Consider the following 23,604-nt stretch of genomic DNA (forward strand, 5'->3'; position numbering starts at 1 on the left):
GAGCGGATCGATGCCGTATGTCCACTACCCGGACCGTACGAAGGAGGAACTGTGTGTCCACCGATCGGGGGACATCTACTCCGACACTGGGACAGCTTTGACCTTTCGCTCGCCGGTGACCAGCAGTCCGATCAGCGCGGCGGCCGCGAGAACCATGACGAGTGCTCCGTAGCCGCGCGTCGTATCCACCAACCCCACCTTGCCGACCAGGTAGCCGGCCAGCAATGCCGGAAGGCTGTTGGCCAGATAGGCGATGACGTAGACGGTGGACAACAATCCCGCGCGTTCGTGGTTCTCGGCCAGCGGCATGACTGTGAGGATGGTTCCCTGGAATCCTGCTCCGAAGCCGATACCTGCCACAGCCGTACCAACCAGAATCAATACTGCAGAGGACGTTTCAGCGCCGATGAGCGTGATGGCCACCCCGAGCACCAGGGCGGTGGTTCCGATCAGCATCACGGTTCGCCCGCCGAGTTTGCGGAAGGTGAGTACCGCTGCAGCTCCGAACCCCGTCAGTGTTGCGACCATGATGGCACCGATGAGTGAGCTGTGAACGTCAAGTGCGTTGCGCGCCAACGCCGGTCCGAGTGAGAGGTAGAAACCGCCCAACGCCCAGACCGCGATCAGGCACGGTGCGGTGAGCGCAATCATCGTTCGGGCTTCCCGAGGAACGGCAAGGGTGGGGCGTAGCGACTGCCAGGCTCCGGGTCGTCCGCCCGATGTCTCGGGAGCGGCCCAAACCCCGAGGATTTCGAGAACGACCAGTACGAGAAGAACCAGGTAGACAGTGCTGGTGGGCCGGGGGAGGTGCTCGCTGATGAGACTCGAACCCACGGCGCCGACGGCAAGTCCCACTGTCGGAGCGACGCTGTTGATGATCGATCCGCGGCCGGGAGTGCGTTCGAGGTCGATCAAGGCCGAGCCCAGAGCGCTGATTGCAGCGCCGGTGGCAACACCTTGTACGACGCGGGCGATCAGCAGAATGGTCAGACCGTCGGCCGAGGCGAACAGTGCAAGCGAGATCGCCTCGAGGACGAGTGCTCCGAGCAGGACCGGGCGCCTGCCGATGTGATCGGACAGGGAACCGGCGGTCAAGAGTGTGGCGAGCAGTGCGAGAGCGTAAATGCCGAACACGAGCGTCGACGCGAGCGAGGAGAATCCCCACAACTGTTGATAGTGCTCGTACAACGGTGTCGGGGTCGCGGAGGCGCCCAGGAACGTAGCGATGATGACGGCGATGAGTGCGAAAGCGGCGCCTCGCCCCAAGCGTGGGCGTGAAGTGCTCTCGGTCGGTGGTGAAACGGTCGTTGTCATTGTCGTAGCGCTTCCCGTGCGGGTGGTGAAGACTTCAAACGCAAATACTTTGCGTTTGGGACGCTACGCCTGGCCGTAGCCTAATGCAACATCTTTGCGTTAGTATTGGATTTATGAGTCCGTCCGCAGGTCCGCGCCCCGGTGGCCGCAGTGCGCGTATCCAACAGGCCGTGCACGCGTCGGCGCGCAAGTTGCTGGAACAGCGTGATCGAGCCGAGATCACGGTGCCGATGATCGCGACCGATGCGGGAGTGACCCCGTCGACCATCTATCGGCGGTGGGGCGACATCAACGAAGTTTTTGCCGATGTCTCGATCGAGAGATTGCGACCGGACGCCGACCCGCGTGAAACGGGTTCGCTCCGAGGAGATCTGACGGTCTGGGCGCAGGACTATCTCGAGGAGATGTCGGCGCCCGTCGGTCGTGCTTCGCTGCGAGACGTGTTGATGAGCGACGATCAGACGCACGCACCGGACGGTACGAAGAAGTTCAAGTGCGCCTTCTTCTGTCGGACGCAGATCGATGTGATCCTCGCGCGTTGGCCGGAAGCTGCTGGTGTGGATGGTGATTCGGTGGTGGACCATGTGGTTGCACCGATCGTCTACCGAATCCTGTTCGACCTCGAGCCGGTCGCGCCGCAGAGAGTTGCGGATTTGGTGGATCAGACACTTGCCCTCGCGGCGCGGGTGGTTATCGAGTGACCTGCGGCTGATCGCTGCCTAGTCGGGCGTGGACGTGCATGTCGTGCCAGCCGTCGGCGTGCCTCGCGGAGCCTCGTCGAACACCTTCTTCGCTGAACCCTGCTTTGGTGGCGACTCGGCATGACGGTGGGTTGTGGATCGAGTGCTGGAGTTCGAGTCGGTGAAACCCTGCTTTGCGAAATGCCCACTCGGACAGTGCGACTACAGCCTGGGTGCAGAGTCCACGGCCGCGCGCTGCTGGGGTCATCCAATACGCGAGTTCGGCAGTGCCGTCCCACAAGTTCACCCCCTTTACTGCGATTCGGCCGAGGAGTTCATTTGTCTCGGGAGCGGCGATCGCCCAATGGCATTCGGATTCGCGTGCCCACCCGTCTCGCCACGCGGTGAGCCAATCCCGCGCCTCGTGGATCGAGTCCGCACGGCGGACGTGCCAACGCTGAATCGACGGATCTCGAAACGCTTCCATCACGGCCGGTGCATCGTCGGGGGTCCACGGCCGGAGAATCGCGGAAGTCCCCACGCGTATCGAGGGTTGGTCCATTCCCCGGAGATATCCAGCGGCGATAGCGGGCGTGGTCAACTTGGGCACGTGAAGCATCATCGCCTACCCGTCCGATGGCAGGCAATGGCGTGAGCTTCCTGTCTTTATCGCTGCCACTCTGCGTTCAGTCGGCGCGCAGATTCCAGGGTTGCGATCGCCTCTTCGGTGTCAACTCGCGCGAGGACCAGTGCACTTACCGTGCAGGAGAGAAGGATTCGAGTGCGATCGGAGAGCGTGGCGTCTGTCTCGGCTGGAAATGCGGCATGTAATCCACTGTTGATCGCGTCGGCGAGTTCTTGGCGGTAAGCGCGGATGACGGCGGCCGCCGCGTCGTCGTGCGCGCCGAGTCCGGCAGCAGTGTTGAGGAGCAGGCAACCTCGCCGCGGTGAGTCGGCGGTCATGGTGCCGATCGCTTGTTCCAGCGAGGAAAGGTAGTCGTCGACGGCGTCCGGTTTCGGATTCGTAGTGAGATTGCGCAGACGCGGACGGATGACATGTTCGAGGTACAGCTGCACTGCGGCGTCGAACAATCCGCGCTTGTTGGTGAACGAGTTGTAGAGACTTGACCGGCTCAGTCCCGTTGCGGCTTCGAGGTCGCCGAGCGATGCGCCTTCGTACCCATGTGCCCAGAACACGTCCAAAGCGGCAGCGACCACGGCTGTTGTGTCGAATTCTTGTGATCTGCCCATCAAAGCCTCGCTCTTTCTGTATCGTTCGGTCCAGTATATATTGGACCGAACGATACAGAATTCACTCTATTCAACAGGAGCTCACCGATGAACGTCGCCGGCTACATCTTCGCGGGACTGGCCGCAGCAGTACACGTGTACATTTTTGTCCTCGAATCGATTCTCTGGACGACCCCGAAGACCCGCGCCACATTCGGCGTCAAGTCAGAGGAAGAGGCGATCACCACGCAGTCGCTTGCCTTCAATCAGGGCTTTTACAACCTCTTCCTGGCAATCGTGTCCGTGATCGGCATCGTGATTGCGGCGACCGGTTCCGCGTCGGTCGGAATCGCCCTCGTACTGGCGGGCACAGGATCGATGGTTGCCGCGGGGTTGGTGTTGATTCTCTCGTCTCCCGACAAGGCCCGCGCAGCCGTCGTGCAGATGCTTTTCCCAGCCATTGCCGTCGTTCTGCTGGTTATTCACCTGCTCTGAGTTCGGCCTTACCCGCCGCCGAGCACCAGTGATTCGATCAGGGCAAAAGCGCCGTTGAGTGCTCCGCAGTCGAATGCTTCGGCCAGGGCGTAGCCGATGACGACTTCGTCGTTGCTCGGAGTGCTCGACCAGACTGCGTCGGTCTGTCTGGGGTCGGATTCCTCGTTCTTGGAGAACAGCGCGATGCGAACCCCGTCCCGGGTGAAGGCGCTGTTCGCGTCGTCGACGGGCGCGAAGGTCAGTGTCACGCCCTCGACGAGTGCCGATACCGAATACGAGCGCCGGGACAGAAACCCTTTGCCGACAGTGAGTTCGACTTCGTCGCCACCAAGAGTGAAGAACAGGTCCGCGGCAGCCCGCGTTCCGATGGGTGTGCCTTCGCGGCGTGGGGCGTCGACTCGGCGCGTCAAGAGAGCGCGTGATTCGCCGTTTCGGACGTCCACGACCCCGGTGTCGACGTCGAAGGAGATCTCGACTTTTCCGTGAATCGGGTCCATCGCGGCGTAATTGACCGTCACTGTGCCTACCCCCTGTAAGTGTGAACTCGGGTCCATAATACGTGGTGGGAGCGTTGTCCAGTATGCCCGAATCCGAAAAAATACTGCCGAATGACGCGCGTTTGAGGCCAAATGCTTCTACTCTGGGTCTTGGGTTTGTTGCGCATCCCACAAAGGTTTTTCCCACGCCAGACGAGGAGCGCCTATGAGGTTGTCGACTACTTGTTCTGTTGCTACGAAGGCTTGATCAAGCCGGAATTGCCTCTGCCGGATGGTGCTCGAGACCCATCCGGCAGAGGCAATTCTGCATCAGTTCGGGCCTTTAGCCGCCGGCGAATTTTTCCGAGGTGCCGAGATCGATCGGCAGTGCGATCCCGGTGATCCCGCGTCCGGCCGGCCCCACCAGGTAGAACACCGCATCCGCAATCACTTCGGGGTCGACCCACGGATGGGGCAGCAGATTCAGCTTCGACATGATGGGAGCGGTGTCCGCGAGGACGGGATTCTCCAAGTCTGGACGGAACGCGCGAACCATCGGTTCGTTGTCGATCATCGTGGTTCGCACATTGCCCGGGTGCACGGAGTTGACCCGAATGTCCGCCCAGCCGAGTTCGTTGGCCAGAGACTTCGCCAAACCGCGAACGGCGTGCTTGGACGCGGAATAGTGTGCGATACCCGGCACGCCGCGAAGGCCGGCCATCGAGCTGATCAACACGATCGACCCACCCCGATTGCCGTTCATGATGTGCGGAATCGACACTTTGGTCGTCAACCAGACGCCGGTGACATTGATGTCCATCAGCTCGCGGAACTCTTCGGCGCTCAGATCCCAGGACAGCTTTGCCGACGCCGCGATTCCCGCGTTGGCAATCACGATGTCCAGCCGGCCGAGCTCCTCGACTCCGGCGTCGACTGCCGATTTCAGGGCATCGAGGTCGCGAGTGTCCGCTACGGACGCGACGATGCGCCTGCCCTGAGCTTCGACCAGTGCGACGGTCTGGGCGAGGTCGGCCTCGGTGGCCATGTCGTACCCCGCCGTTGCGACCGGCGCGCAGAGATCCACCGCGATGATGTCCGCGCCCTCGGACGCGAGCTTGACGGCATGCGCGCGCCCTTGACCACGCGCCGCTCCGGTGATGAATGCGACCTGACCGTCCAAATTGCCCATCGAACTTCCCCTGCCCGTGTAAAGCGCCAAAACTGGAACGTGTTCATACTGCTATGTCCGGTGCCGGGCAGGCAGGGGAATTCGCGAAATCCTTATCCGCGAAGGAGTTTGGACAGCTCGTCTAATACGCTCGCGTCCTCGATGGTCGACGGGACCGTGTACTCCTCGTTGTCGGCGATCTGCCGCATGGTCTTGCGGAGGATCTTGCCGGAACGAGTCTTCGGTAGTGCGGCGACGACGGTGACGTCCCGGAACGTGGCGACAGCACCGATCTGGTCGCGCACCCGCGCGACCAGTTCCTGTCGGAGAGTTTCGGGATCGATGTCGACGCCGGACTTGAGCACGACGTAACCGCTCGGCCGTTGCCCCTTGAGTTCGTCGTGAATGCCGATGACGGCGCATTCGGCGACCGCCGGGTGGCCCGCGACGACAGCTTCCATGCTTCCGGTCGAAAGACGGTGTCCGGCAACGTTGATCACGTCGTCGCTGCGCCCGAGGACAAAGACGTAGTTGTCCTCGTCGATGTATCCGGAGTCTCCGGTGAGGTAATAGCCTTCGAATGTCGACAGGTAGGACTTCACGTACCGATCGTCGTCACGCCACAGTCCGGCGAGTGTTCCGGGAGGAAGTGGCAGGCCGATCACGATGTTGCCCTCGGTGCCCGGTCCCACGAGTTCGCCCTTGCCGTCGACGATTTCGACGCGGTATCCGGGGCAGGCGACGGTGGGTGAGCCCGCTTTGATCTCCATGGGTTCGAGGCCGCGCAGATTCGCGCAGATTGCCCAACCGGTTTCTGTCTGCCACCAGTGATCGACCACCGGGCGATCGAGAATCCGAGTAGCCCACTCGTAGGTGTCGGGATCCAAGCGCTCGCCGGCCGCGAACAGCGTGTCGAGCGACGAGATGTCGTACTTGGCGAGCTCTTTTGCGTCCGGGTCGGCCTTGCGGACCGCGCGGATGGCTGTCGGAGCGGTGAAGAGTGCCGATACCTTGTATTCGGAAATGATGCGCCAGAATGCACCAGCGTCGGGGGTGCCGACGGGCTTGCCTTCGTACATGACCGTCGTGGCTCCGGCGAGCAAAGGTCCGTAGACGATGTAGGAGTGGCCGACCACCCAGCCGACGTCGGAGGCGGTCCACCAGACCTGGCCGGGGCTGATGTCGTAGAGATTCTTCATCGTCCACGTCAACGCAACGGCATGGCCACCGTTGTCCCGGACGACGCCCTTCGGCTTACCGGTTGTTCCCGAGGTGTAGAGGATGTAGAGCGGATCCGTCGCGGCGACCGACACCGGGCCGGCAGGTGTGGCATCGGCGATCAGCTCGTCCCAGTCGAACCAGGCTGCGGCACTTGACTTGTAGTCGGCAGCAGCGCCGGGAATCTGCTCACGATTCTTCACGATCACGGTGTGAGCGGGGGTGGCGGACAGTTGCAGAGCCTTCTCGACCATCGGCAGGTACTCGATGGTTCGGCCGGGCTCGAGGCCACCGGACGCCGTCACGAGCACCACGGGGCCGGCGTCGTCGATACGCGTGGCAAGTTCCTTGGCTGCGAAGCCGCCGAACACCACTGAATGCACAGCACCGATACGGGCACACGCCAGCATGGCGATCGCAGCCTCGGGGATCATCGGCATGTAGATGATGACACGGTCACCCGCGACAACACCCTGATCGTTCAGGACACCGGCGAAGAGTGAGACCTGCTCGAGGAGTTCGGAGTAGGTGTACGTGGCCTTGGTGGGGACCATCGCGGAGTCGAAGATCAACGCGGTCTGATCGCCGCGGCCGTCGCGGACGTGCCGATCGAGGGCATTGAAGCTGGTGTTGAGCGACGCATCCGGGAACCAGCGATAGATCGGTGCGGCGGAATCGTCGAGGGCCCTCGTGGGCGCGACATCCCAGTCGACGGCACGCGCTGCATCGAGCCAGAACTTCTCCGGCTGATCCATGCTCTCGCGATACGCGTCGGCATACGTGTTGTGGGACGCCTGCTCAGAAGAGCTCATCGACGTGTGTCCTCTCGTGAACTTCGCTAACCCGTGACTTGAAACACCTTAGGTTACTGCCAGTGCCGTGCGCCTCAGTGTTTGTGCGAGTACCGTCCGTTTGCGCCGGACGGGCCTGTCCCGTCGGCCAGTGGTGCGTCGCGGGTGGGATAGGCAGGTGGGATCAGGCAGCGACTGAAGGGGGAATCGGTGTGACGGATACAGCGCAACGTGCGGGCTTCTGGGGAGTCCTCGCTCAGCGTGATTTCCGACTTCTGTGGACCGGCGACGCTGTCAGTGGCATCGGAAACGGTGTCACGACCGTCGTGCTGCCGCTGATCGCGCTTCGCGAATTGGAAGCGAGTAACTTTCAAATCGGGGCGCTGGCCTCGGCGGTGTGGTTGCCGTGGTTGATCGTCGGACTACCCGCCGGTGCCTGGATCGACCGGCTGCCTCGCCGTCCGATCATGGTGATCGCGAACGCTGCGTGCGCGCTGCTCTTCGCGAGCGTCGCGATCGCCGGCCTCATGGAGGCGGTGACATACGGCCACTTGCTTCTGGTTGCGCTGCTCACCGGTACGGCCACCGTTTTCTTCCAGGCGGCCTACCACGCATATCTCCCCACGGTGCTCGACGAAGCGGATCTGGTCGAAGGGAACTCGAAGATACAGGGCGCCGAGGCCGCAACCCGGGTGATCGGCCCGAGTATCGGTGGACTGTTGGTAGCGACTGTCGGGCTGGCAGCCGGTCTGCTGGTCGATGCTTTCACCTTCGTCGTCTGCTCAGTGTGCATCTGGCTGATTCGTGCGCAGGAAACGGTTGACCGCGGACAGGGCCGCCGAGAACCGTTTCGGCGCCAGATAGCGCTCGGACTGCGATTCGTCGCAGCTGATCCGTATCTGCGGCCCATCGTCGTCTACGGGACTCTTCTCAATTTCGGTCTCGCCGGGTACACCACGATCCAGATCGTTTTCCTCGAAAAGACAGTTGGCGTGGGGGAGTTCGGACTCGGACTTCTGTTGGCCATTGCCGGGATCGGCGGAATTGTCGGGTCGATGATCGCGCGTCCGCTCGGGCGCCGATTCGGTACTGCCCGAAGCGTTCTCATCTGTCAGTTGGTGACGGGACCGTTCATCCTGTTGGCTCCTCTGACGACGTACGGCGCCGGCCTGTTCTGGTTCTGTGCGGGAGGAATGGTGATGATCGCCGGCGTCGTGTCCTGCAACGTAGTGCTCGGCAGCTTCCGTCAGAGTTACTGTCCGCCGGACCGTCTCGGTCGAGTGGTGGCAACGAGTATGTTCTTGTTGCACAGCACTATTCCGCTGGGTGCGTTGCTGGCGGGCTTCCTGGGTGATCTCGTAGGTGTGCGCGGAACCATGTGGATCATGGCCGGGTTGATCGCGCCGTGCGGATTGGTCTTGCTCTTCAGTCCACTGCGCGGCATCCGCGATCTACCGAGTCGGCCCGCCGAGTCACTGCGCTAGAGAATCACTGTGGCAGCGAATCACGGCGGTGAGCTGCTGCGGCCTCTTCGCTTCGAATCGCGATACGAAGAGTCGCGAGCATGAACAGCGAGACGGCAAAACCGAACAGCGCGCCGAACTGGTCCTGCGTGAACAGGTACACCTGCGTCACCAGAAGGCTCACCACGATCGATGCTCGTAGTAGCCGCAAGGCCCGGAGGTAAGGACCGCGGAAGAGGAACCACACTCCCAGAACCACAAGAACTCCGGTTGCAGCCGTGGAGATCTGGACGACGAGATCGGAGACGTCGTCAGCTTCGACGCCGTTCTCGGAGACGAGTGCGTAGATCACCTGGGCTATCGCGAGGAGGGCCTGCAAGACGAACAGTGTCAGTACCAGTCGGCGGACAATTCGGTGCCCGAGCAGTGCTTCGGCCCGTTGGAAGAACACGTTGCGAGCACGCGTGATCTTCGATTCGATACCGCCGACCGGCGGAGTCTGTGTGTGCAAGCCGGCCTTGATCGAGTCGACGAGACCGGTGAGGCTGCGGTCTTCGACGCCGTCGAGTACGCGGAGGGCGTGGTTGTACTGGATCTCGTCGAGCTGACCGAGAGCTAGGTCCGAGAGCGCTCGGGCGCCGATGGCGAGCCGATGACGATCGTTCATACCGCGCCGAATCACCACCTCGCGCGCGGCCAGATAGAAGAGGACGAAGACGACGTACATGATCGCGATGGCAGGCTGGTAGAAGTAGTCGACGTCGGCGGTGACAAATTTTCCGACCTCGTCGATGAAGAGGCCGAATCCGATTCCGCCGACGAGGGTCGCCAGATCGCGCGTGCGAGAGCCTTCGGTGATGGCAGTCGAGACGATGGCGACGGCCATCAGCAATCCACCCCACAAAACGTGGGCGATGTGGAGGGAACCGCCCCCGATCTGGGGATAGCCGGTTGCCGCAAGGTAAGCGCGGGTGATCAGCACGGTCGCAATGGCAGCGAACAGGAACAGCTCGAAACGAGCCAGTGCCGCACGGTCGTAACTGTGTGGCAGCGTCAGTGCAGTCCGGTCCTTCGTCGTCATTGCGGAACTCCCAGGTTTCGATAGCGCGCGATACGGGAGGACTGGCGATCGGTGTCTGACTCCTCGGCGAGAATGAAGAGTTCGTGCGCGATTGCTGCCCCTACTCTCTTGGAGAATTCCACGGGCTCGTCGGCCGCGTCAGGGGTTTCGGGAATGATGGCGTCGATCACGCCGTCTCGAAGCAGATCCAACGAACGAATTCCCTGCGCTGCGGCCATCTCCGGGGCGTGACTGATGTCGCGATGGACAATCGCGCTTGCGCCTTCCGGTGGCAGGGGAGCGAGCCACCCGTTCTGTGCCGCGAGTACCCGGTCGGCAGGTAGCAGGGCCAGAGCGCCACCGCCGGTTCCCTGACCGAGCAGCACTGACACTGTCGGGGTTCTCAGCGTCACCAGGTCGGCGATGCAGCGGGCGATCTCAGGGGCCAGTCCACGTTCCTCGGCTTCCTTGGACAACGACGCGCCCAAAGTGTCGATCACGAGGACAAGCGGGAGTTGTAGTTCTTCGGCAAGTTTCATGCCCCGTCTCGCCTCACGAAGCGCGGCCGGTCCCATCGTGGTGAGCGCGGATTGTCCACTGCGGTCCTGGCCGAGCAGGATGCACGGAAAGCCTCGGAAGCGGGCGAGCGAGAGCAAGATCGTCTTGTCGGTTTCACCCTGCCCGGTGCCGCTGAGTGGTACCTGTTCGGTCGCGGCATGGCGGAGCAACTGCCGGATGCCTGGTCGATCCGCCCGACGCGAGAGCATCACCGACTGCCAGGCAGGGACATCGGGAATCTCGGGCGAGGAAATCGGGTCCGCGACTGCCGGAGCCGGGGGATCGGTGAGCACGCACAGCGCTCGATTGACCAGCAGACGGAGGCGGTCCACCGGGACGACGCCGTCGATCACGCCGTTGCGGTACAGGTTCTCGGAGGTTTGAATCCCGTCGGGAAACTTTTCGCCGTAGAGGGATTCGTAGACACGGGGTCCGAGGAACCCCACCAGGGCGCCCGGTTCCGCGACGGTGATGTGGCCGAGAGATCCCCACGACGCAAAGACCCCGCCGGTGGTGGGATTACGCAGGTACACCAGGTAGGGCAGGTGCGCAGCCTTGTGAACAGCCACTGCCGCAGCGATCTTCACCATCTGAACGAACGCGACGGTGCCCTCCTGCATTCGTGTTCCGCCGGACGTGGGCGAGGCGAGCAGTGGGAGTTGTTCTGCCGTAGCACGTTCGACGGCGGTCACGATCCGTTCGGCTGCAGCAACTCCGATCGAACCGGCGAGAAAGCTGAATTCACAGGCAATCACCGCGACCCGACGCCCCCGAACTGTGCCGACGCCGGTGACGACGGACTCGTCTACTCCACTTTTCTCGCGGGCCTTCTTCAGGTCTTCCGCGTACTTCGGCCCAGGCCCGACGTCGACGGGCGGGGAGTCCCACGAGACAAAGCTCTCGGGATCGAGTACCGCAGTGAGTAGTTCTTCGGCCGAGATTCGCACAACGTCCTCCAAGTAAGCAGCACCCCGTCCAGGATGAACCTACCTGGACGGGGTACCGCCGGGATCGCGTGGCGTCAGTTGTGCGCCGGAGAATCAGCGTCCGAACGCTTCCTTCCACGAAACGACCTTGCCGATGCGAAGGATGGAGCGCTGGTAGATCTTTGCCGCGATCATCGACAACGCAGCAGTCACGATCAGCATCAACAGAATGGTTCCCACGATCTGGAAAGGAGAAGCTACACCGGCGGAAATGCGCAGGGGCATGAGGATGGCCGAGAACGGCGGAATCCAACTCAGCACGTTGCTCAGGGTTCCTTCGGGATTGCTCACCGAGACGAAAGCCACGCTGACCATTGCCATGACAAGCAGTGCGAGTGGCATCGCGGTGGCATTGACGTCCTCCTGTCTCGAGACCATGGATCCGGCAGCGGCGTACAGCACGGCGAAGAAGAGGAAGCCGAGAATGAACCACCCGAGAGTGCCGAACAGAACACCGATCGCGGTGCCCGTCACGGTCAGGACGCCCGTCGCCAATCCGGTCGCGACGCCCGCGACAGCGTAAGCGGCCATCTGCATCAGGCCGACAGCGCCGATTCCGAGAACCTTGCCCCACAACAACTGCAGCGGACGCAGAGTCGAGAGCAACAACTCGACGACGCGACTGGACTTCTCCTCGACGACGCCCATCGCCACGTACGTTCCGAACAGCAAGATCTGCATGTACAGAAGCACCACGGCAGCGATCGACATCGCTATGCGTTGGCCCTGTTCGGGATCCGGGGGATCGATGGCATCGATGGTGACCACTGCGGTGGACGTGGCTTCGGCGAGCTGAGCCGGATCGATCCCCGCGGCGGACAGCGCATTCGACTGTGCCTGCTGTGCAACGGAACTCTCGATGACGGCCCGCAAATTCGTGGGCACTTCCTTCTTGGTCACGACAGTGACGCCGCCGCCCGATCCAGCGATCACGGCCACGTCGAGGTCGCCGTCCTTGACCTGATCACGCGCGGTCCCGTCGTCGGAAACCTCCGTCACCGTCACCGGATTTCCGAGGGTGTCGCCGATGGACACCATCGTGGCACTGAGCGACTGGTTGCCGACCAAGCCGATCTTCGACTTGTCCTCGTCACCACCGGAGAAGAGTGAGAAGGCGATGATGCCGCCGATGATCGCGACCAGAATGATGACGTTGCTGATCACAAAACTCTTCTTCGAGATCTGCGTCATGAATTCGCGTCGAGCGACCAACCCGATGGCTCGACCTCCACTCAACTGGTTGCTCATGCGGCTACTACCTCTCGGAACAGGTCAGTCAGTGACGGACGTCGTAGCGTGAACTCGTGCACCGGACCGGTTTTCAACGCTGCATGCAGGATCTGCTGATCGTCGGCGGTGCCGTCGACGCTCAGGAGTGTTCGACCGTCGAGGTGGCTCAGCGTGGTGACACCGATCAGATGGTGTGCCCAACCGACCGGCGCGTCAGGGGCGAAGACTTCGATTCGGCCGTCCCCCTTGCCTCGTAGTTCGTCGACAGTTCCGATCTCCCGCATGCTGCCGCGGCTGATGATGCCTACGCGATCGCACAGGCGCTCCACCAGATCCAGCTGATGGCTCGAGAAAATTACGGGAACACCGGTGCGGGCCTTCTCGACCAACACGTCACTCATGACGTCGACCGCTACCGGATCCAGACCCGAAAACGGTTCGTCCAGAACGAGTACCGAAGGATCGTGAACCAGCGCCGCTGCCAGCTGAACTCGTTGCTGATTACCGAGGGAGAGGGAGTCGACGGTGTCCTTGACGCGTTCGGCGATGCCCAGACGTTCGGTCCACCGCTCAGTGGCCGCATGCGCGTCGGCTTTCGAGAGTCCATGTAGTTCGGCCAGATAGGAAAGTTGCGCTCCCACCTTCATCTTGGGGTAAAGGCCGCGTTCCTCCGGCATGTATCCGATAGTGCGACGCACGTCGAGGTCGACGGGTTTGCCGCCGAGACGAACTTCCCCCGAATCTGCTCCGAGGACACCCAACGCAATGCGCATCGTGGTCGTCTTGCCGGCGCCGTTACTGCCGACAAATCCGAAGATCTCGCCCGGGCGGACTTCGAAACTCAGGTTGTCGAGTGCAACGACGTCGCCGTAGCGTTTCGAGATGCCGTCGATCGTGAGGGTGGCTGACATGGGTCCTTCCCATCGGTCGAGTGGTGCGCTTCGGTAATACGGGTCAGAGGTCGAACTCTTCCGAATCAATCGGATCCGGGTCTGGATTGGTCCACGAGAGAATCATCGCGGGCGTGCACGCGCCGATCAGCATTGCAGTCAGTGCCAATAAACCTCCCGTGTAAGGCAGCCTCTCTACATTCCACTGCACCGAAGAGGTGAAAATGAGGAAAATGGCGACAATGAACACCAACGTTTGGGTCACGCTCAACCCGACGGAGCGAGCGTCGTTGCGTTGCTGGATCTCCCATTCGTCCAAAGCCTGCCGCGGCGCATCCCCTTGCCGGCCCGACACGATTTGAAGTGAGGACCACGTCGGCAGGAACAACACGGTGAGGATCGGCCAAGCCACCGCGACGAGCGGATTGAACAGGCACGCTATGCCGACGGCAACCATGGTGGTGAACAGGACTCCGAGGGCGACGACGAGTACGCGCCGACGTCGACGGGTCCGCCAATTCGGGAGCCAATGTCGGAACGTCTCCTCGTTCTGCAGGAACCGCCGAGTGCGGTGGGCCTGGTAGCGGTCGATCAGATTCGATTCAGGCACTTGGCTTTTCACTCCCCTCGATAATGCGGTCAGTCCGGTAGACCTCCGTCGACTGTGCGTTTCGGTAGGCCTCCGTCGACGGTGCATTCCGGTAGATCTCCGTCGACAGCGGCCCGAACTCCGTCCGCGAGAACACCGCCTCGACCGGTAGGTCGAATACCCAGCAGATCCGAAATGCAAGATCCAGGCTGGGGTAATGGTCGCCGCGTTCGAGTGCCCCCACCGTCTGCGGATTGACGTCGACGAGTTGTGCAAGCTGGGCCCGACTCATCTTCCGCTCGGCGCGAAGCACTCCGATGCGATTGAAGATAGGGAGCGCGTCTCCCCGCCGGACTGGGCTCATGCATCAAAGTGTTGTAAAAACCCAACGGTTTGTCAACACGAACCGCGATTGTCCCGCTTCTGGGTGATGCCGGCGGATAAGGTTCGGGCAATGGAAGGGGCTTCACATGGCGGTAGAACAGTTGGTGCTCGAGAAGTCCCGCCTGGTCGTGCAGGTGCGCGAGGACGGTAGCTACAGCGTGGGACCGCAAGGGCGCGAACCGCTCTGGCGCGATCCGATGGAGAAAGGTGCCGTCATCGGTATCGGTCAGCACACTCCGGGGGATGTCGGAGGTGAGTCATGGTGGGTCGTGTACGGCCAGTCGGACACCACGGCTGACGTCACCGTTCGACTCGAGGACGGGTCGCACGTGCCGGTTTTGCGTCTCGGTGAGATCTTCGCCAGTGAATGGGTGAGCGCCCCGCAGCAGGCGTTGTTGTACCGGTCTGATCGCCCGGTGGAGTCGCAGCCCACCAAACTGTCGGTCTTGTTCGCCAGACCGAAGTTCATGCCCAAGGCGGCGTTTCCGGAGAATGATCGTTTGTAGGTCTCGCGAGGTCGGCTGTGGAGGGGCGGTCGGGCTTGTGCTCAAAATATTACGGTACGTACTGTACCGTTTAATTATGACAACTTGGCCGAACGACCTCGCAGTGGTGCAAGTGCGGGTAGCGAGACCCACCGACCGACTCGACGACGTGATTGCGTTCTATCGCGACTGCCTTGGATTGCCGGAGCTTTACCGGTTTTCCGGGCACGCCGGCTACGACGGAATCATGCTGGGTCTGCCGGATTCGAACTATCACCTCGAATTCACGACCCACGAAGACGGAAGCCCGTGCCCGGCGCCGACGCAGGACAACTTGTTGGTGCTCTACTTCGCCGGCGAGTCGGCGATGTACGAGGTAGTTCAGCGACTGGGTGAGGCGGGGCACGAACCCGTCGAAGCCGAGAATCCGTACTGGGAGGAGAATGCGGGAATGACTTTCGAAGATCCTGACGGCTGGCGTCTGGTGCTCATGCCGCGTCCGGTGCTGTAAATGGTGCGCGCCCGCGACGAGCGGATTGACGATGCCGTATTGTCTGCGACCCTGGAATTGTTGGGGGAGAACGGGTATGCGGAGCTGTCGATCGGATCGGTGGCGACGAGGGCTGGTGTGCATCGCCCCGCCATCTACCGTAGATGGCCGTCAAAGCGGCACCTGGTGGTGGACGTCGTCGTGGCGCATATCGGCACTGATCCAACGCCGGACACCGGCGATCTCAGGGCAGACCTGGTCGCCGGCATCACGACATTGGTTGTGGGACTGAGCGAAACGGTAGTTGGTCGGATACTGCCCGCGTTGGTCGCGGATCTGGCCGCGGACCCGGAATTGGCGCGGGATTTCCAGTCGGCATTCTTTCAGCCGCGACGCGATTCCACTGCGGCAGTGCTGGAATCGGCGCGCCTACGCGGTGACATTCGGAGCGACTTCGACCTGGACTTCGTCCTGGATGCCTTGGCGTCCCCGATCTATTATCGAGCGTTGTTCCGTCACTTACCGCTGGACGCGCTCCTGGCTGAGCAGGCTGTCGATTCGGTTCTGCTGACGTTGGCTCCGCACGAGAATCTCTGAAGTCGTTCCGATTCAGTTCAATTCGAGCGGATCGGGTCCGACACGGCTGTCGGTGTTCAACGCTGCGATGGCAGCTGACTCGTCGGCATCGAGTGCGAAGTCGAAGATCGCGGCGTTCTCGCGCATGCGGGCCGGTGTGACCGACTTCGACAGTACGGTGTGTCCCTGCTCGAGATGCCAGCGCAGAACGATCTGCGCCGGGCTCTTTCCGTGTGCTGCAGCAACTTTCTCGATGGTCGGGTCGTCGAGGATAGTTCCCTGTCCCAACGGACTCCAGGCCTCGATTTCGATGCCGCGACTCTGTGCGTACTCCCGTGACGCGTGCTGTTGCAGTCTGGGGTGCAGTTCGATCTGGTTGACGGCTGGGGTGATCGAGCTGTGCTGGGCCAGCAGGTCGAGGTGTTCGGGGAGGAAGTTGGACACACCGATCGCACGGGCGCGGCCGGAGGCGAGAATCTCTTCGAAAGCGGCCCAGGTCTCGACGAACAGGCCCTTTGCCGGCGCGGGCCAGTGAATCAGATACAGGTCGACGTAGTCGAGTCCGAGCTTGTCGAGGCTCGAGTCGAAAGCGGCGAGTGTTCGGTCGTGGCCCTGATCGTCGTTCCACAGCTTGGTGGTGACGAACAGCTCTGACCTAGGGATATCCGAACCTGCGATGGCGCGGCCGACCCCGGCTTCATTTCCGTAGATCGCGGCCGTGTCGATGTGGCGGTAGCCGATCTCGAGAGCGGTGGCAGTGACCTCTTCGGTCTGGGCGTCCGGTACCTGGAAAACGCCGTACCCGAGTTGCGGGATGGTGATCGGTTCGCCGGTGGTTCCGTGAGTCAGTGTGCGGTCGGGGATCGACAACATTGAAGAGCGCCTTTCAGGACTGTGTATGGCGGTCCGACAGGGGATCGTGTCGCCCGTGAACCACCTATGCCGCGCATGCAACTATTGCGTGCGCCTGATAAATAGTTGCACACGCGGGTTGTCTGCGCAAGCAGCGCTGTCGGCTACTCCTCGAAGAGTTGTCCGTTCTCCATCCGCCACCGCCGCGTGCTGCGGGTGGATTGGAGCATGCGTCGATCGTGAGTGACGAGGAGGAGGGTTCCCTCGAACGACTCCATCGCCTGCTCGAGTTGTTCGATCGCCGGAAGGTCGAGATGGTTCGTCGGCTCGTCCAGTACCAGTAGATTCACGCCGCGAGCCTGCAGTAAAGCCAGTGCAGCCCTTGTTCTTTCGCCAGGGGAGAGTGAAGCGGCAGATCTGAGCACGTGGTGTCCACGCAGGCCGAACTTGGCGAGGAGCGTGCGGACATCGGCGTCTGGCCAGTCCGGAACCTGAGCACCGAAGGCCTCGACTACTGGTTGATCGCCTTCGAACAATCCGCGCGCCTGATCGATCTCACCGATCGCGACACCTGAACCCAAAGACGCGATGCCCTCGTCTGGGACGAGTTTGCCGAGCAGGACGTTCAGGAGGGTGGTCTTGCCTGCACCGTTCGCGCCCGTGACGAGGATTCGATCGCCCCAGTCGATTTGCGTCGTAACCGGACCGAACGTGAACTGACCGCGAGTCACCTTGGCGCCGTTCGTGGTTGCGACAACGGAACCGGACCGCGGAGCAGCCGCGATCTCCATACGAAGTTCCCACTCTTTGCGCGGTTCCTCGACCACTTCGAGCCGCTCGATGCGGCGTTGAGTCTGGCGGGCCTTCGCGGCTTGCTTCTCCGTCGACTCGGTCCGCAATCCGCGTCCGATCTTGTCGTTGTCCTTGGCCTTACGGCGCGCGTTCCGGACGCCGTGTTCCATCCAGTTGCGCTGCATCTGTGCACGATCTTCGAGATCGGAGCGGGTGCCGGCATATTCCTCGAAGGCCTCGCGTGCGTGCTGGCGGGCTATCTCGCGTTCGGCGAGGTACGACTCGTAGCCGCCGTCGTACACGGCGATGTCCTGTTGTGCCAGATCGAGTTCCACGATCCCGGTGACGGTGCGCGAGAGGAACTCGCGATCGTGGCTCACGACGACCAACGCGGCTCGGGTCTCGGCGACAAATCGTTCCAACTGCTCGAGACCTCGCAGGTCGAGATCGTTGGTGGGCTCGTCCAACAGGAGAATGTCGTAGCGCGAAAGCAGCAGCGATGCGAGGCCGGCGCGTGCGGCCTGACCGCCGGACAACGCCGTCATGTGAGCGTCGAGGGGTACGCCCAGTCCGAGTTCTTCGACTACCTTCTCGGCGCGCTCGAACAGATCGGCGCCGCCCAGCGCGAGCCAGCGTTCGAGTGCCGGGGAGTACAGATCCTCCTCGGCTTCAGCCAGCGTTTCGGCCGCGGTGTTCATGACCTCCTCGGCGTGCGCGACGCCGGTGCGTCGGCCGAGGAACTCGAGGACGGTTTCACCCGCGATGCGGTCGGGTTCCTGCGCGAGGTAACCGACCGCAGCATCCGGCGGGCTGAGGATGATCGAACCCTCGACGTCGGCGGTTCCGATTCCGGCCAGGGCAGTGAGAAGCGTCGACTTGCCGGCGCCGTTTGCCCCGACGAGGCCGATGACGTCGCCGGGCGCCACTGTGAGATCGAGGTCGGAGAACAGGGTGCGTTCTCCCCGGGATGCAGAGAGGCCGCTGATGCGCAGTGTTGCAGTCACCTGAGAAGTATCCCTGGTGCTGTGCGCCTCTGTTAATCGGTGCTGTGCGCCTTTATTAACCGCGGGCGGTTAACAAAGGCGCACAGCAGTCAGTCCCGAACCAGGTGATACCAGCACGGATGCGCCGCACGGACTGGAAGTGGCGATTCGCTCACGTCCGCGGCCATGCTCGAGGCCGTCGACCATCCGTCGAATGCGCGCATGACGTCTTCTTCGGAGACGCCGTGTGGCATCGGCCAGCGGTGACCTGGCCCGAACGCGAACATGACCATGGACGCGCCCGGCGCGGTGATCGCGTTGACCGACCTCCCGTAGTCCCGTCGTTGATTTTCGGACAGCCCGTGAAAGCAGCCGATGTCGAGCACCAGCATGTGCCCACCGTCGACGGCTATGTGCAGGTCTGCCGCGTCCTCGTGGAGAAACCGGACGTCGACGTGGGCTTCACGTGCATGGATGCGCGCTTTGTCCAACGGTTCCTGCTCGGCGTCGACGCCGGTGACGTGCCAACCGCGTTGCGCCAGCTCGATCGAATGACGTCCGGTGCCGCAGCCGATATCGAGGGCACGGCCACCTTCCGGAACGGGAATCGCGTCGAGAAGTCCGGACAGCTGAGCGTCGAACCCGTGCCCGGTGTGCTCCCACGGAGTGACGCCGACCTTGTAGGCGAGACGATATGAAAGATTCATCGCTCTCTCTTTTCTCGAGGCGATTCCAATACTTGTCTTCCAAGGTAGACCGGCATTTCGGGCGGTACAAGGGCACTCCCCGGATGTTCGGCGGGGAATGCCTCCGTGCTCTGGCGCGTTGGTTCCGAATATGACCGAAACCAACGATGTGACCTCTGTACCGACAATTGTTCTGAACGACGGTAAGACGATCCCCGCACTGGGATTCGGTGTGTTCCAGGTTCCGGACGACGAAACGCAGGAAGCCGTCTCCACCGCCCTGAAGACCGGCTACCGCAGTATCGACACCGCCAAGATCTACGGCAACGAGGTGGGCGTCGGCCGCGCTATCGCCGAATCCGGCATCGCCCGCGAAGACCTCTACATCACGACCAAACTGTGGAACGACGACCAGGGCTACGACTCGACGCTTGCCGCATTCGACGCCAGCCTCGACAAGTTGGGTCTCGACTACCTCGATCTGTACCTGATCCACTGGCCGGTTCCGTCGAAGGACCTGTACGTCGAGACGTTCAAGGCATTCCAGAAGCTCAAGGCCGACGGACGGGTTCGATCCATCGGCGTCTCCAACTTCACCATCGAGAACCTCGAGCGTGTCATCGGTGAAACCGGAGAGGTGCCGGTCCTCAATCAGATCGAGCTTCACCCCAAGTTCAACCAGGCAGAACTGCGCGCCTTCCACACCGGCAAGGGAATCGCGACGGAAGCGTGGAGCCCGCTCGGCCAGGGAACTGTTCTCGGCGACCCCGTCATCACTGCCATCGCCGACGCTCATGGCGTCACCGCGGCTCAGGTCATCATTCGCTGGCACCTGCAGATCGGCAACGTGGTGATCCCGAAGTCGGTGACCCCCGAACGTATCGCCGCCAACTTCGACGTCTTCGGCTTCGAACTGACTCCGGAACAGATCAACGCGATCGGCGCTCTCGACGACCCAGCCGGCCGTATCGGCCCCGACCCGGTCACGCTCGGAAGCTAGAACTTCCGGTAGATCCACAAACGGCACTCCCGCAGTCGCGGGAGTGCCGTTTGTCGTGTGCGGTCAGTTCAGATGTGTTCGATGTTCTGCAGTGAATGCGATGTGCTCGTCCGTGCGTCCGGTGCGGAGCTTGTCGACCCACTCGGGATCGGCGAGCAGCGCGCGTCCGATGGCAACCATGTCGAATTCGCCGTTCTCGTACTGAGCTTCGAGACGCTCCAGTCCAGTCACAGCCGATGCAGCGTCGCCGGTGAATGCCGTCGTGAACACGGAATCGAGTCCGACCGAGCCGACGGTGATAGTCGGCAACCCGGTCAGCTTCTTGGTCCAACCGGCGAGGCCGAGCTTGCCGTCTTCACCGTCGAGCTCAGCGAATGCCGGTTCCCAATGACGCCTCGTCGACGGATGCAGGACGTCGACGCCGGCGTCGACCAGGGGAGTGAGGATGCGGCCGAGTTCTGCCGGGCTCTGCGCGATACGAGCGTCGTACTGGCCGGACTTCCACTGCGAGAATCGGTAGACGATCGCGAACTCGTCCCCGACTGCCTCTCGGATTGCGGAGACGACCTCGGCCGGGAAACGGGTGCGAGCTTCGAGCGATCCGCCGTATCCATCGGTCCGGACATTGGTTCCTGCCCAGAGGAATTCGTCGAGCAGGTAGCCGTGTGCGCCGTGCAACTCGAGACCGTCGAAGCCGGTGTTCTTCGCGTTGAGCGCGGCATCCACCCACGACTGCTTTAAGTCGTCGAGATCCGACGTGGTGAATTCGCGTCCCAAACGGGTGCCGTCCAGCGCCAGACCGGAGGGGCTGACGGTTTCGACCTCGGGGTTCAGGTGCGAGTTCTCGCCGCGCTCGACTCCGAGGTGCCACAGCTGAGGAATGATCGATCCGCCCTCGGCGTGGACTGCGTCGACCACCGACTTCCAGCCGCCCAGGCTCGAATCACCGTAGATGCGCGGTACGCGGGTGTGCGGGCCGGCTGCCGGGTCCGGGATGTACGTGCCTTCGGTGATGATCAAGCCGACACCACCTGCTGCGCGACGACGGTAGTACTCGGCGACGTCGGCGCCGGGGATTCCGTCGGGAGAGAAGGCGCGCGTCATCGGGGCCATGGCGAAACGGTTGCGCAACGAGAGTGATTTGACCTCGAAAGGCTCGAAGAGGCCGCGCAACGCGGAGGCCTCGGGTGCTGTCGATGTGTCGGGAAGAGTCACGGGATTGTTCAACACAGCGGACCCTCGACCTATTCCGCCGCATGAGGTTATCTCCCTGAAATCTGCAAAAGGTTGCGTACGTTCGGTTTTCGATCAGTATCTATGTAGACCCAATTTAGTTTGTGCATTAACTATTAACATGCGATATGGTCGTGCGGAAAGTTTCTGAGGGCGGTATCGAGCACGAAAGAGGACGCGCGAGCATGACAACGACGGTGCCGAACGAGCGGGCCGGAGAGCTGGAGCCGATTCCGGAGCGGCCGTATCCGAAGCGTCGTGATCCCAAGGGGTCGTGGATGCTCGAGATGATCAAGACGACCGATCACAAGAAGATCGGGATCATGTACTTGATCACTGCGTTCGTGTTCTTCCTGATCGGCGGTCTGATGGCGCTGTTCATGCGCGCAGAACTGGCCGTTCCCGGGATGCAGTTCCTCTCCAACGAACAGTTCAATCAGCTGTTCACCATGCACGGCACGATCATGCTGCTGCTGTACGCGACCCCAGTCGTCTTCGGATTCGCGAACTACATACTTCCGCTGCAGATCGGTGCGCCCGACGTGGCGTTCCCGCGCTTGAACTCATTCGGGTTCTGGCTCTTCACTTTTGGTGGCCTCATCGTCCTCGGTGGATTCCTCACGCCGGGCGGCGCCGCCGACTTCGGTTGGACGGCGTACACCCCGCTCTCCGGCGCGGTACACAGCCCCGGTGTCGGCGCCGACCTTTGGGTATTCGGTCTGACGGTTGGTGGCCTCGGCACCATTCTCGGTGCGGTCAACATGATCACCACCGTGATCTGCCTGCGAGCACCCGGCATGACGATGTTCCGCATGTCCATCTTCACCTGGAACATCTTCATCACCAGCATCTTGATCTTGATGGCGTTCCCGCTCTTGACCGCCGCGTTCATGGGTCTGTTCGTCGACCGTCACCTCGGTGGACACATCTTCGACCCGGCATCGGGCGGAGTTCTGTTGTGGCAGCACCTGTTCTGGTTCTTCGGTCACCCCGAGGTGTACATCATCGCGTTGCCGTTCTTCGGCATCGTCTCGGAGATCTTCCCGGTCTTCAGTCGTAAACCGATCTTCGGTTACACCGGATTGGTCTATGCGACGCTCGCGATTGCTGCCCTCTCGATCGCGGTATGGGCTCACCACATGTATGCGACGGGTGCTGTTCTCCTGCCGTACTTCTCGTTCATGACGTTCCTGATCGCGGTGCCCACGGGTGTGAAAATCTTCAACTGGATCGGAACGATGTGGAAGGGGCAGTTGACTTTCGAGTCGCCGATGCTGTTCTCGGTGGGCTTCCTGATCACCTTCCTCTTCGGTGGTCTGTCGGGTGTCATCCTCGCGAGTCCGCCGATCGACTTCCATGTCACCGACACGTATTTTGTTGTCGCCCACTTCCATTACGTGGTCTTCGGCACGGTCGTGTTCGCCACCTATGCCGGCATCTACTTCTGGTTCCCGAAGATGACGGGGCGTCTGCTCGACGAGCGACTGGGCAAGTGGCACTTCTGGACCACGTTCGCCGGTTTCCATGGCACATTCCTCGTCCAGCACTGGCTCGGCGGCGAGGGCATGCCGCGTCGTTACGCCGACTACCTGCCCTCGGACGGATTTACCGTGCTCAACTCGGTGTCCACGATCTTCGCCTTCGTGCTCGGTGCGTCGACGCTGCCCTTCCTGTGGAACGTCTTCAAGAGTTACCGCTACGGCGAAGTTGTCACCGTCGACGATCCGTGGGGCTACGGAAACTCGCTGGAGTGGGCGACAACCTGTCCACCGCCGCGTCACAACTTCACCGAGCTGCCGCGCATCCGCAGTGAACGCCCGGCCTTCGAACTGCACTACCCACATATGGTCGAGCGAATGAGGGCGGAAGCGCACGTGGGTCTCACCGGGCAACCCACGTCGACGTTGGAAAAGGGTGACGATCATCGCCAAATTGATTAGTGCAATAATAGTTACTGCACTAATTAATCTGATAA

At 62.0% G+C, this 23,604-nt stretch carries 24 protein-coding genes; 8 read left to right on the top strand and 16 right to left on the bottom strand.

The genetic code is table 11. The annotated features are described in order from the left end of the window. Positions 1-75: 75 nt before the first annotated feature. Entirely contained in the window at positions 76-1,314 is a 1,239-nt protein-coding gene (locus ACFWAD_RS10060) for an MFS transporter (protein ID WP_378543271.1), read from the bottom strand. A gap of 113 nt (positions 1,315-1,427) precedes the next feature. Here ACFWAD_RS10060 and ACFWAD_RS10065 point away from each other — a divergent pair, with 113 nt between their 5' ends. Further along, the gene (locus tag ACFWAD_RS10065) at positions 1,428-2,015 is read left to right on the top strand and encodes a TetR/AcrR family transcriptional regulator (RefSeq protein WP_378543273.1); all 588 of its coding nucleotides are present in this window, start codon (positions 1,428-1,430) and stop codon (positions 2,013-2,015) included. On the opposite strand, the gene ACFWAD_RS10070 is transcribed toward ACFWAD_RS10065, so the two are convergent. Then, complete coding sequence (locus ACFWAD_RS10070) at positions 2,005-2,604, bottom strand: GNAT family N-acetyltransferase (RefSeq protein WP_378543275.1); 600 nt, start codon at positions 2,602-2,604, stop codon at positions 2,005-2,007. The two genes, ACFWAD_RS10065 and ACFWAD_RS10070, sit on opposite strands and share 11 nt — an antisense overlap. 56 nt (positions 2,605-2,660) lie before the next feature. Beyond that, positions 2,661-3,245, bottom strand: coding sequence for a TetR/AcrR family transcriptional regulator (locus tag ACFWAD_RS10075; protein ID WP_378543277.1), 585 nt, complete (start codon positions 3,243-3,245; stop codon positions 2,661-2,663). An 87-nt stretch (positions 3,246-3,332) separates the two neighbouring features. Here ACFWAD_RS10075 and ACFWAD_RS10080 point away from each other — a divergent pair, with 87 nt between their 5' ends. Beyond that, a complete protein-coding gene (locus tag ACFWAD_RS10080) occupies positions 3,333-3,719 on the top strand; it encodes a DUF1304 domain-containing protein (protein ID WP_378543279.1) in 387 nt (128 codons plus the stop codon). Positions 3,720-3,727: 8 nt separating this feature from the next. On the opposite strand, the gene ACFWAD_RS10085 is transcribed toward ACFWAD_RS10080, so the two are convergent. From ACFWAD_RS10085 to ACFWAD_RS10095, 3 genes are all read right to left on the bottom strand, one after another. Continuing rightward, positions 3,728-4,237 carry a hypothetical protein gene (locus ACFWAD_RS10085; protein ID WP_378532367.1) on the bottom strand — a complete coding sequence of 170 codons (510 nt, stop codon included), beginning with the start codon at positions 4,235-4,237 and terminating at the stop codon, positions 3,728-3,730. 301 nt (positions 4,238-4,538) lie between these two features. Next, a complete protein-coding gene (locus ACFWAD_RS10090) occupies positions 4,539-5,384 on the bottom strand; it encodes a mycofactocin-coupled SDR family oxidoreductase (protein ID WP_317828775.1) in 846 nt (281 codons plus the stop codon). Between the two features lie 92 nt (positions 5,385-5,476). After that, positions 5,477-7,393: a propionyl-CoA synthetase gene (locus ACFWAD_RS10095; RefSeq protein WP_378543281.1), complete on the bottom strand. Its 1,917-nt coding sequence runs from the start codon at positions 7,391-7,393 to the stop codon at positions 5,477-5,479. Between the two features lie 191 nt (positions 7,394-7,584). Here ACFWAD_RS10095 and ACFWAD_RS10100 point away from each other — a divergent pair, with 191 nt between their 5' ends. Next, on the top strand, positions 7,585-8,856 hold the full coding sequence (locus tag ACFWAD_RS10100) for an MFS transporter (RefSeq protein WP_378543283.1): 1,272 nt from the start codon (positions 7,585-7,587) through the stop codon (positions 8,854-8,856). 4 nt (positions 8,857-8,860) lie between these two features. Here ACFWAD_RS10100 and ACFWAD_RS10105 read toward each other — a convergent pair whose 3' ends face one another. The 6 genes from ACFWAD_RS10105 to ACFWAD_RS10130 form a co-directional block, all read right to left on the bottom strand. Then, positions 8,861-9,916, bottom strand: a complete 1,056-nt coding sequence (locus ACFWAD_RS10105) for a hypothetical protein (protein ID WP_378532374.1) — start codon at positions 9,914-9,916, stop codon at positions 8,861-8,863. Next, positions 9,913-11,400, bottom strand: coding sequence for a carboxyl transferase domain-containing protein (locus ACFWAD_RS10110; RefSeq protein WP_378543285.1), 1,488 nt, complete (start codon positions 11,398-11,400; stop codon positions 9,913-9,915). The genes ACFWAD_RS10105 and ACFWAD_RS10110 overlap by 4 nt, the downstream gene beginning before the upstream one ends. Positions 11,401-11,493: 93 nt before the next feature. Continuing rightward, positions 11,494-12,687, bottom strand: coding sequence for an ABC transporter permease (locus ACFWAD_RS10115; protein WP_378543287.1), 1,194 nt, complete (start codon positions 12,685-12,687; stop codon positions 11,494-11,496). Then, the gene (locus ACFWAD_RS10120) at positions 12,684-13,580 is read right to left on the bottom strand and encodes an ABC transporter ATP-binding protein (protein WP_003939757.1); all 897 of its coding nucleotides are present in this window, start codon (positions 13,578-13,580) and stop codon (positions 12,684-12,686) included. The genes ACFWAD_RS10115 and ACFWAD_RS10120 overlap by 4 nt, the downstream gene beginning before the upstream one ends. A 43-nt stretch (positions 13,581-13,623) precedes the next feature. Further along, on the bottom strand, positions 13,624-14,169 hold the full coding sequence (locus ACFWAD_RS10125) for a hypothetical protein (protein WP_378543289.1): 546 nt from the start codon (positions 14,167-14,169) through the stop codon (positions 13,624-13,626). Further along, a complete protein-coding gene (locus ACFWAD_RS10130; RefSeq protein WP_378543291.1) occupies positions 14,162-14,512 on the bottom strand; it encodes a helix-turn-helix transcriptional regulator in 351 nt (116 codons plus the stop codon). The genes ACFWAD_RS10125 and ACFWAD_RS10130 overlap by 8 nt, the downstream gene beginning before the upstream one ends. A gap of 106 nt (positions 14,513-14,618) precedes the next feature. On the opposite strand from ACFWAD_RS10130, the gene ACFWAD_RS10135 reads away from it, so the two are divergent. From ACFWAD_RS10135 to ACFWAD_RS10145, 3 genes are all read left to right on the top strand, one after another. Then, positions 14,619-15,038, top strand: a complete 420-nt coding sequence (locus tag ACFWAD_RS10135) for a hypothetical protein (RefSeq protein WP_378543293.1) — start codon at positions 14,619-14,621, stop codon at positions 15,036-15,038. Between the two features lie 76 nt (positions 15,039-15,114). Continuing rightward, a complete protein-coding gene (locus ACFWAD_RS10140) occupies positions 15,115-15,528 on the top strand; it encodes a VOC family protein (protein ID WP_378543295.1) in 414 nt (137 codons plus the stop codon). Next, on the top strand, positions 15,529-16,104 hold the full coding sequence (locus tag ACFWAD_RS10145; RefSeq protein WP_378543297.1) for a TetR/AcrR family transcriptional regulator: 576 nt from the start codon (positions 15,529-15,531) through the stop codon (positions 16,102-16,104). 12 nt (positions 16,105-16,116) lie between these two features. On the opposite strand, the gene ACFWAD_RS10150 is transcribed toward ACFWAD_RS10145, so the two are convergent. From ACFWAD_RS10150 to ACFWAD_RS10160, 3 genes are all read right to left on the bottom strand, one after another. After that, a complete protein-coding gene (locus tag ACFWAD_RS10150; protein ID WP_378543299.1) occupies positions 16,117-16,956 on the bottom strand; it encodes an aldo/keto reductase in 840 nt (279 codons plus the stop codon). 143 nt (positions 16,957-17,099) lie between these two features. Then, the gene (locus ACFWAD_RS10155; RefSeq protein ID WP_378543301.1) at positions 17,100-18,731 is read right to left on the bottom strand and encodes an ABC-F family ATP-binding cassette domain-containing protein; all 1,632 of its coding nucleotides are present in this window, start codon (positions 18,729-18,731) and stop codon (positions 17,100-17,102) included. Between the two features lie 89 nt (positions 18,732-18,820). Beyond that, positions 18,821-19,417, bottom strand: coding sequence for a class I SAM-dependent methyltransferase (locus ACFWAD_RS10160; RefSeq protein WP_378543303.1), 597 nt, complete (start codon positions 19,415-19,417; stop codon positions 18,821-18,823). Between the two features lie 130 nt (positions 19,418-19,547). On the opposite strand from ACFWAD_RS10160, the gene ACFWAD_RS10165 reads away from it, so the two are divergent. Next, complete coding sequence (locus tag ACFWAD_RS10165) at positions 19,548-20,396, top strand: aldo/keto reductase (RefSeq protein WP_019744860.1); 849 nt, start codon at positions 19,548-19,550, stop codon at positions 20,394-20,396. A gap of 63 nt (positions 20,397-20,459) precedes the next feature. Here ACFWAD_RS10165 and ACFWAD_RS10170 read toward each other — a convergent pair whose 3' ends face one another. Next, complete coding sequence (locus ACFWAD_RS10170; RefSeq protein WP_378543305.1) at positions 20,460-21,611, bottom strand: NADH:flavin oxidoreductase; 1,152 nt, start codon at positions 21,609-21,611, stop codon at positions 20,460-20,462. Positions 21,612-21,814: 203 nt separating this feature from the next. Between ACFWAD_RS10170 and ctaD the strand changes: the two genes are divergently transcribed. After that, complete coding sequence (gene ctaD / locus ACFWAD_RS10175; protein WP_378543307.1) at positions 21,815-23,569, top strand: cytochrome c oxidase subunit I; 1,755 nt, start codon at positions 21,815-21,817, stop codon at positions 23,567-23,569. The last annotated feature ends 35 nt before the right edge of the window (positions 23,570-23,604 follow it).

The sequence above is a fragment of the Rhodococcus sp. NPDC059969 genome (genome assembly GCF_042738325.1).
In the GTDB taxonomy this organism is placed as follows: domain Bacteria; phylum Actinomycetota; class Actinomycetes; order Mycobacteriales; family Mycobacteriaceae; genus Rhodococcus_F.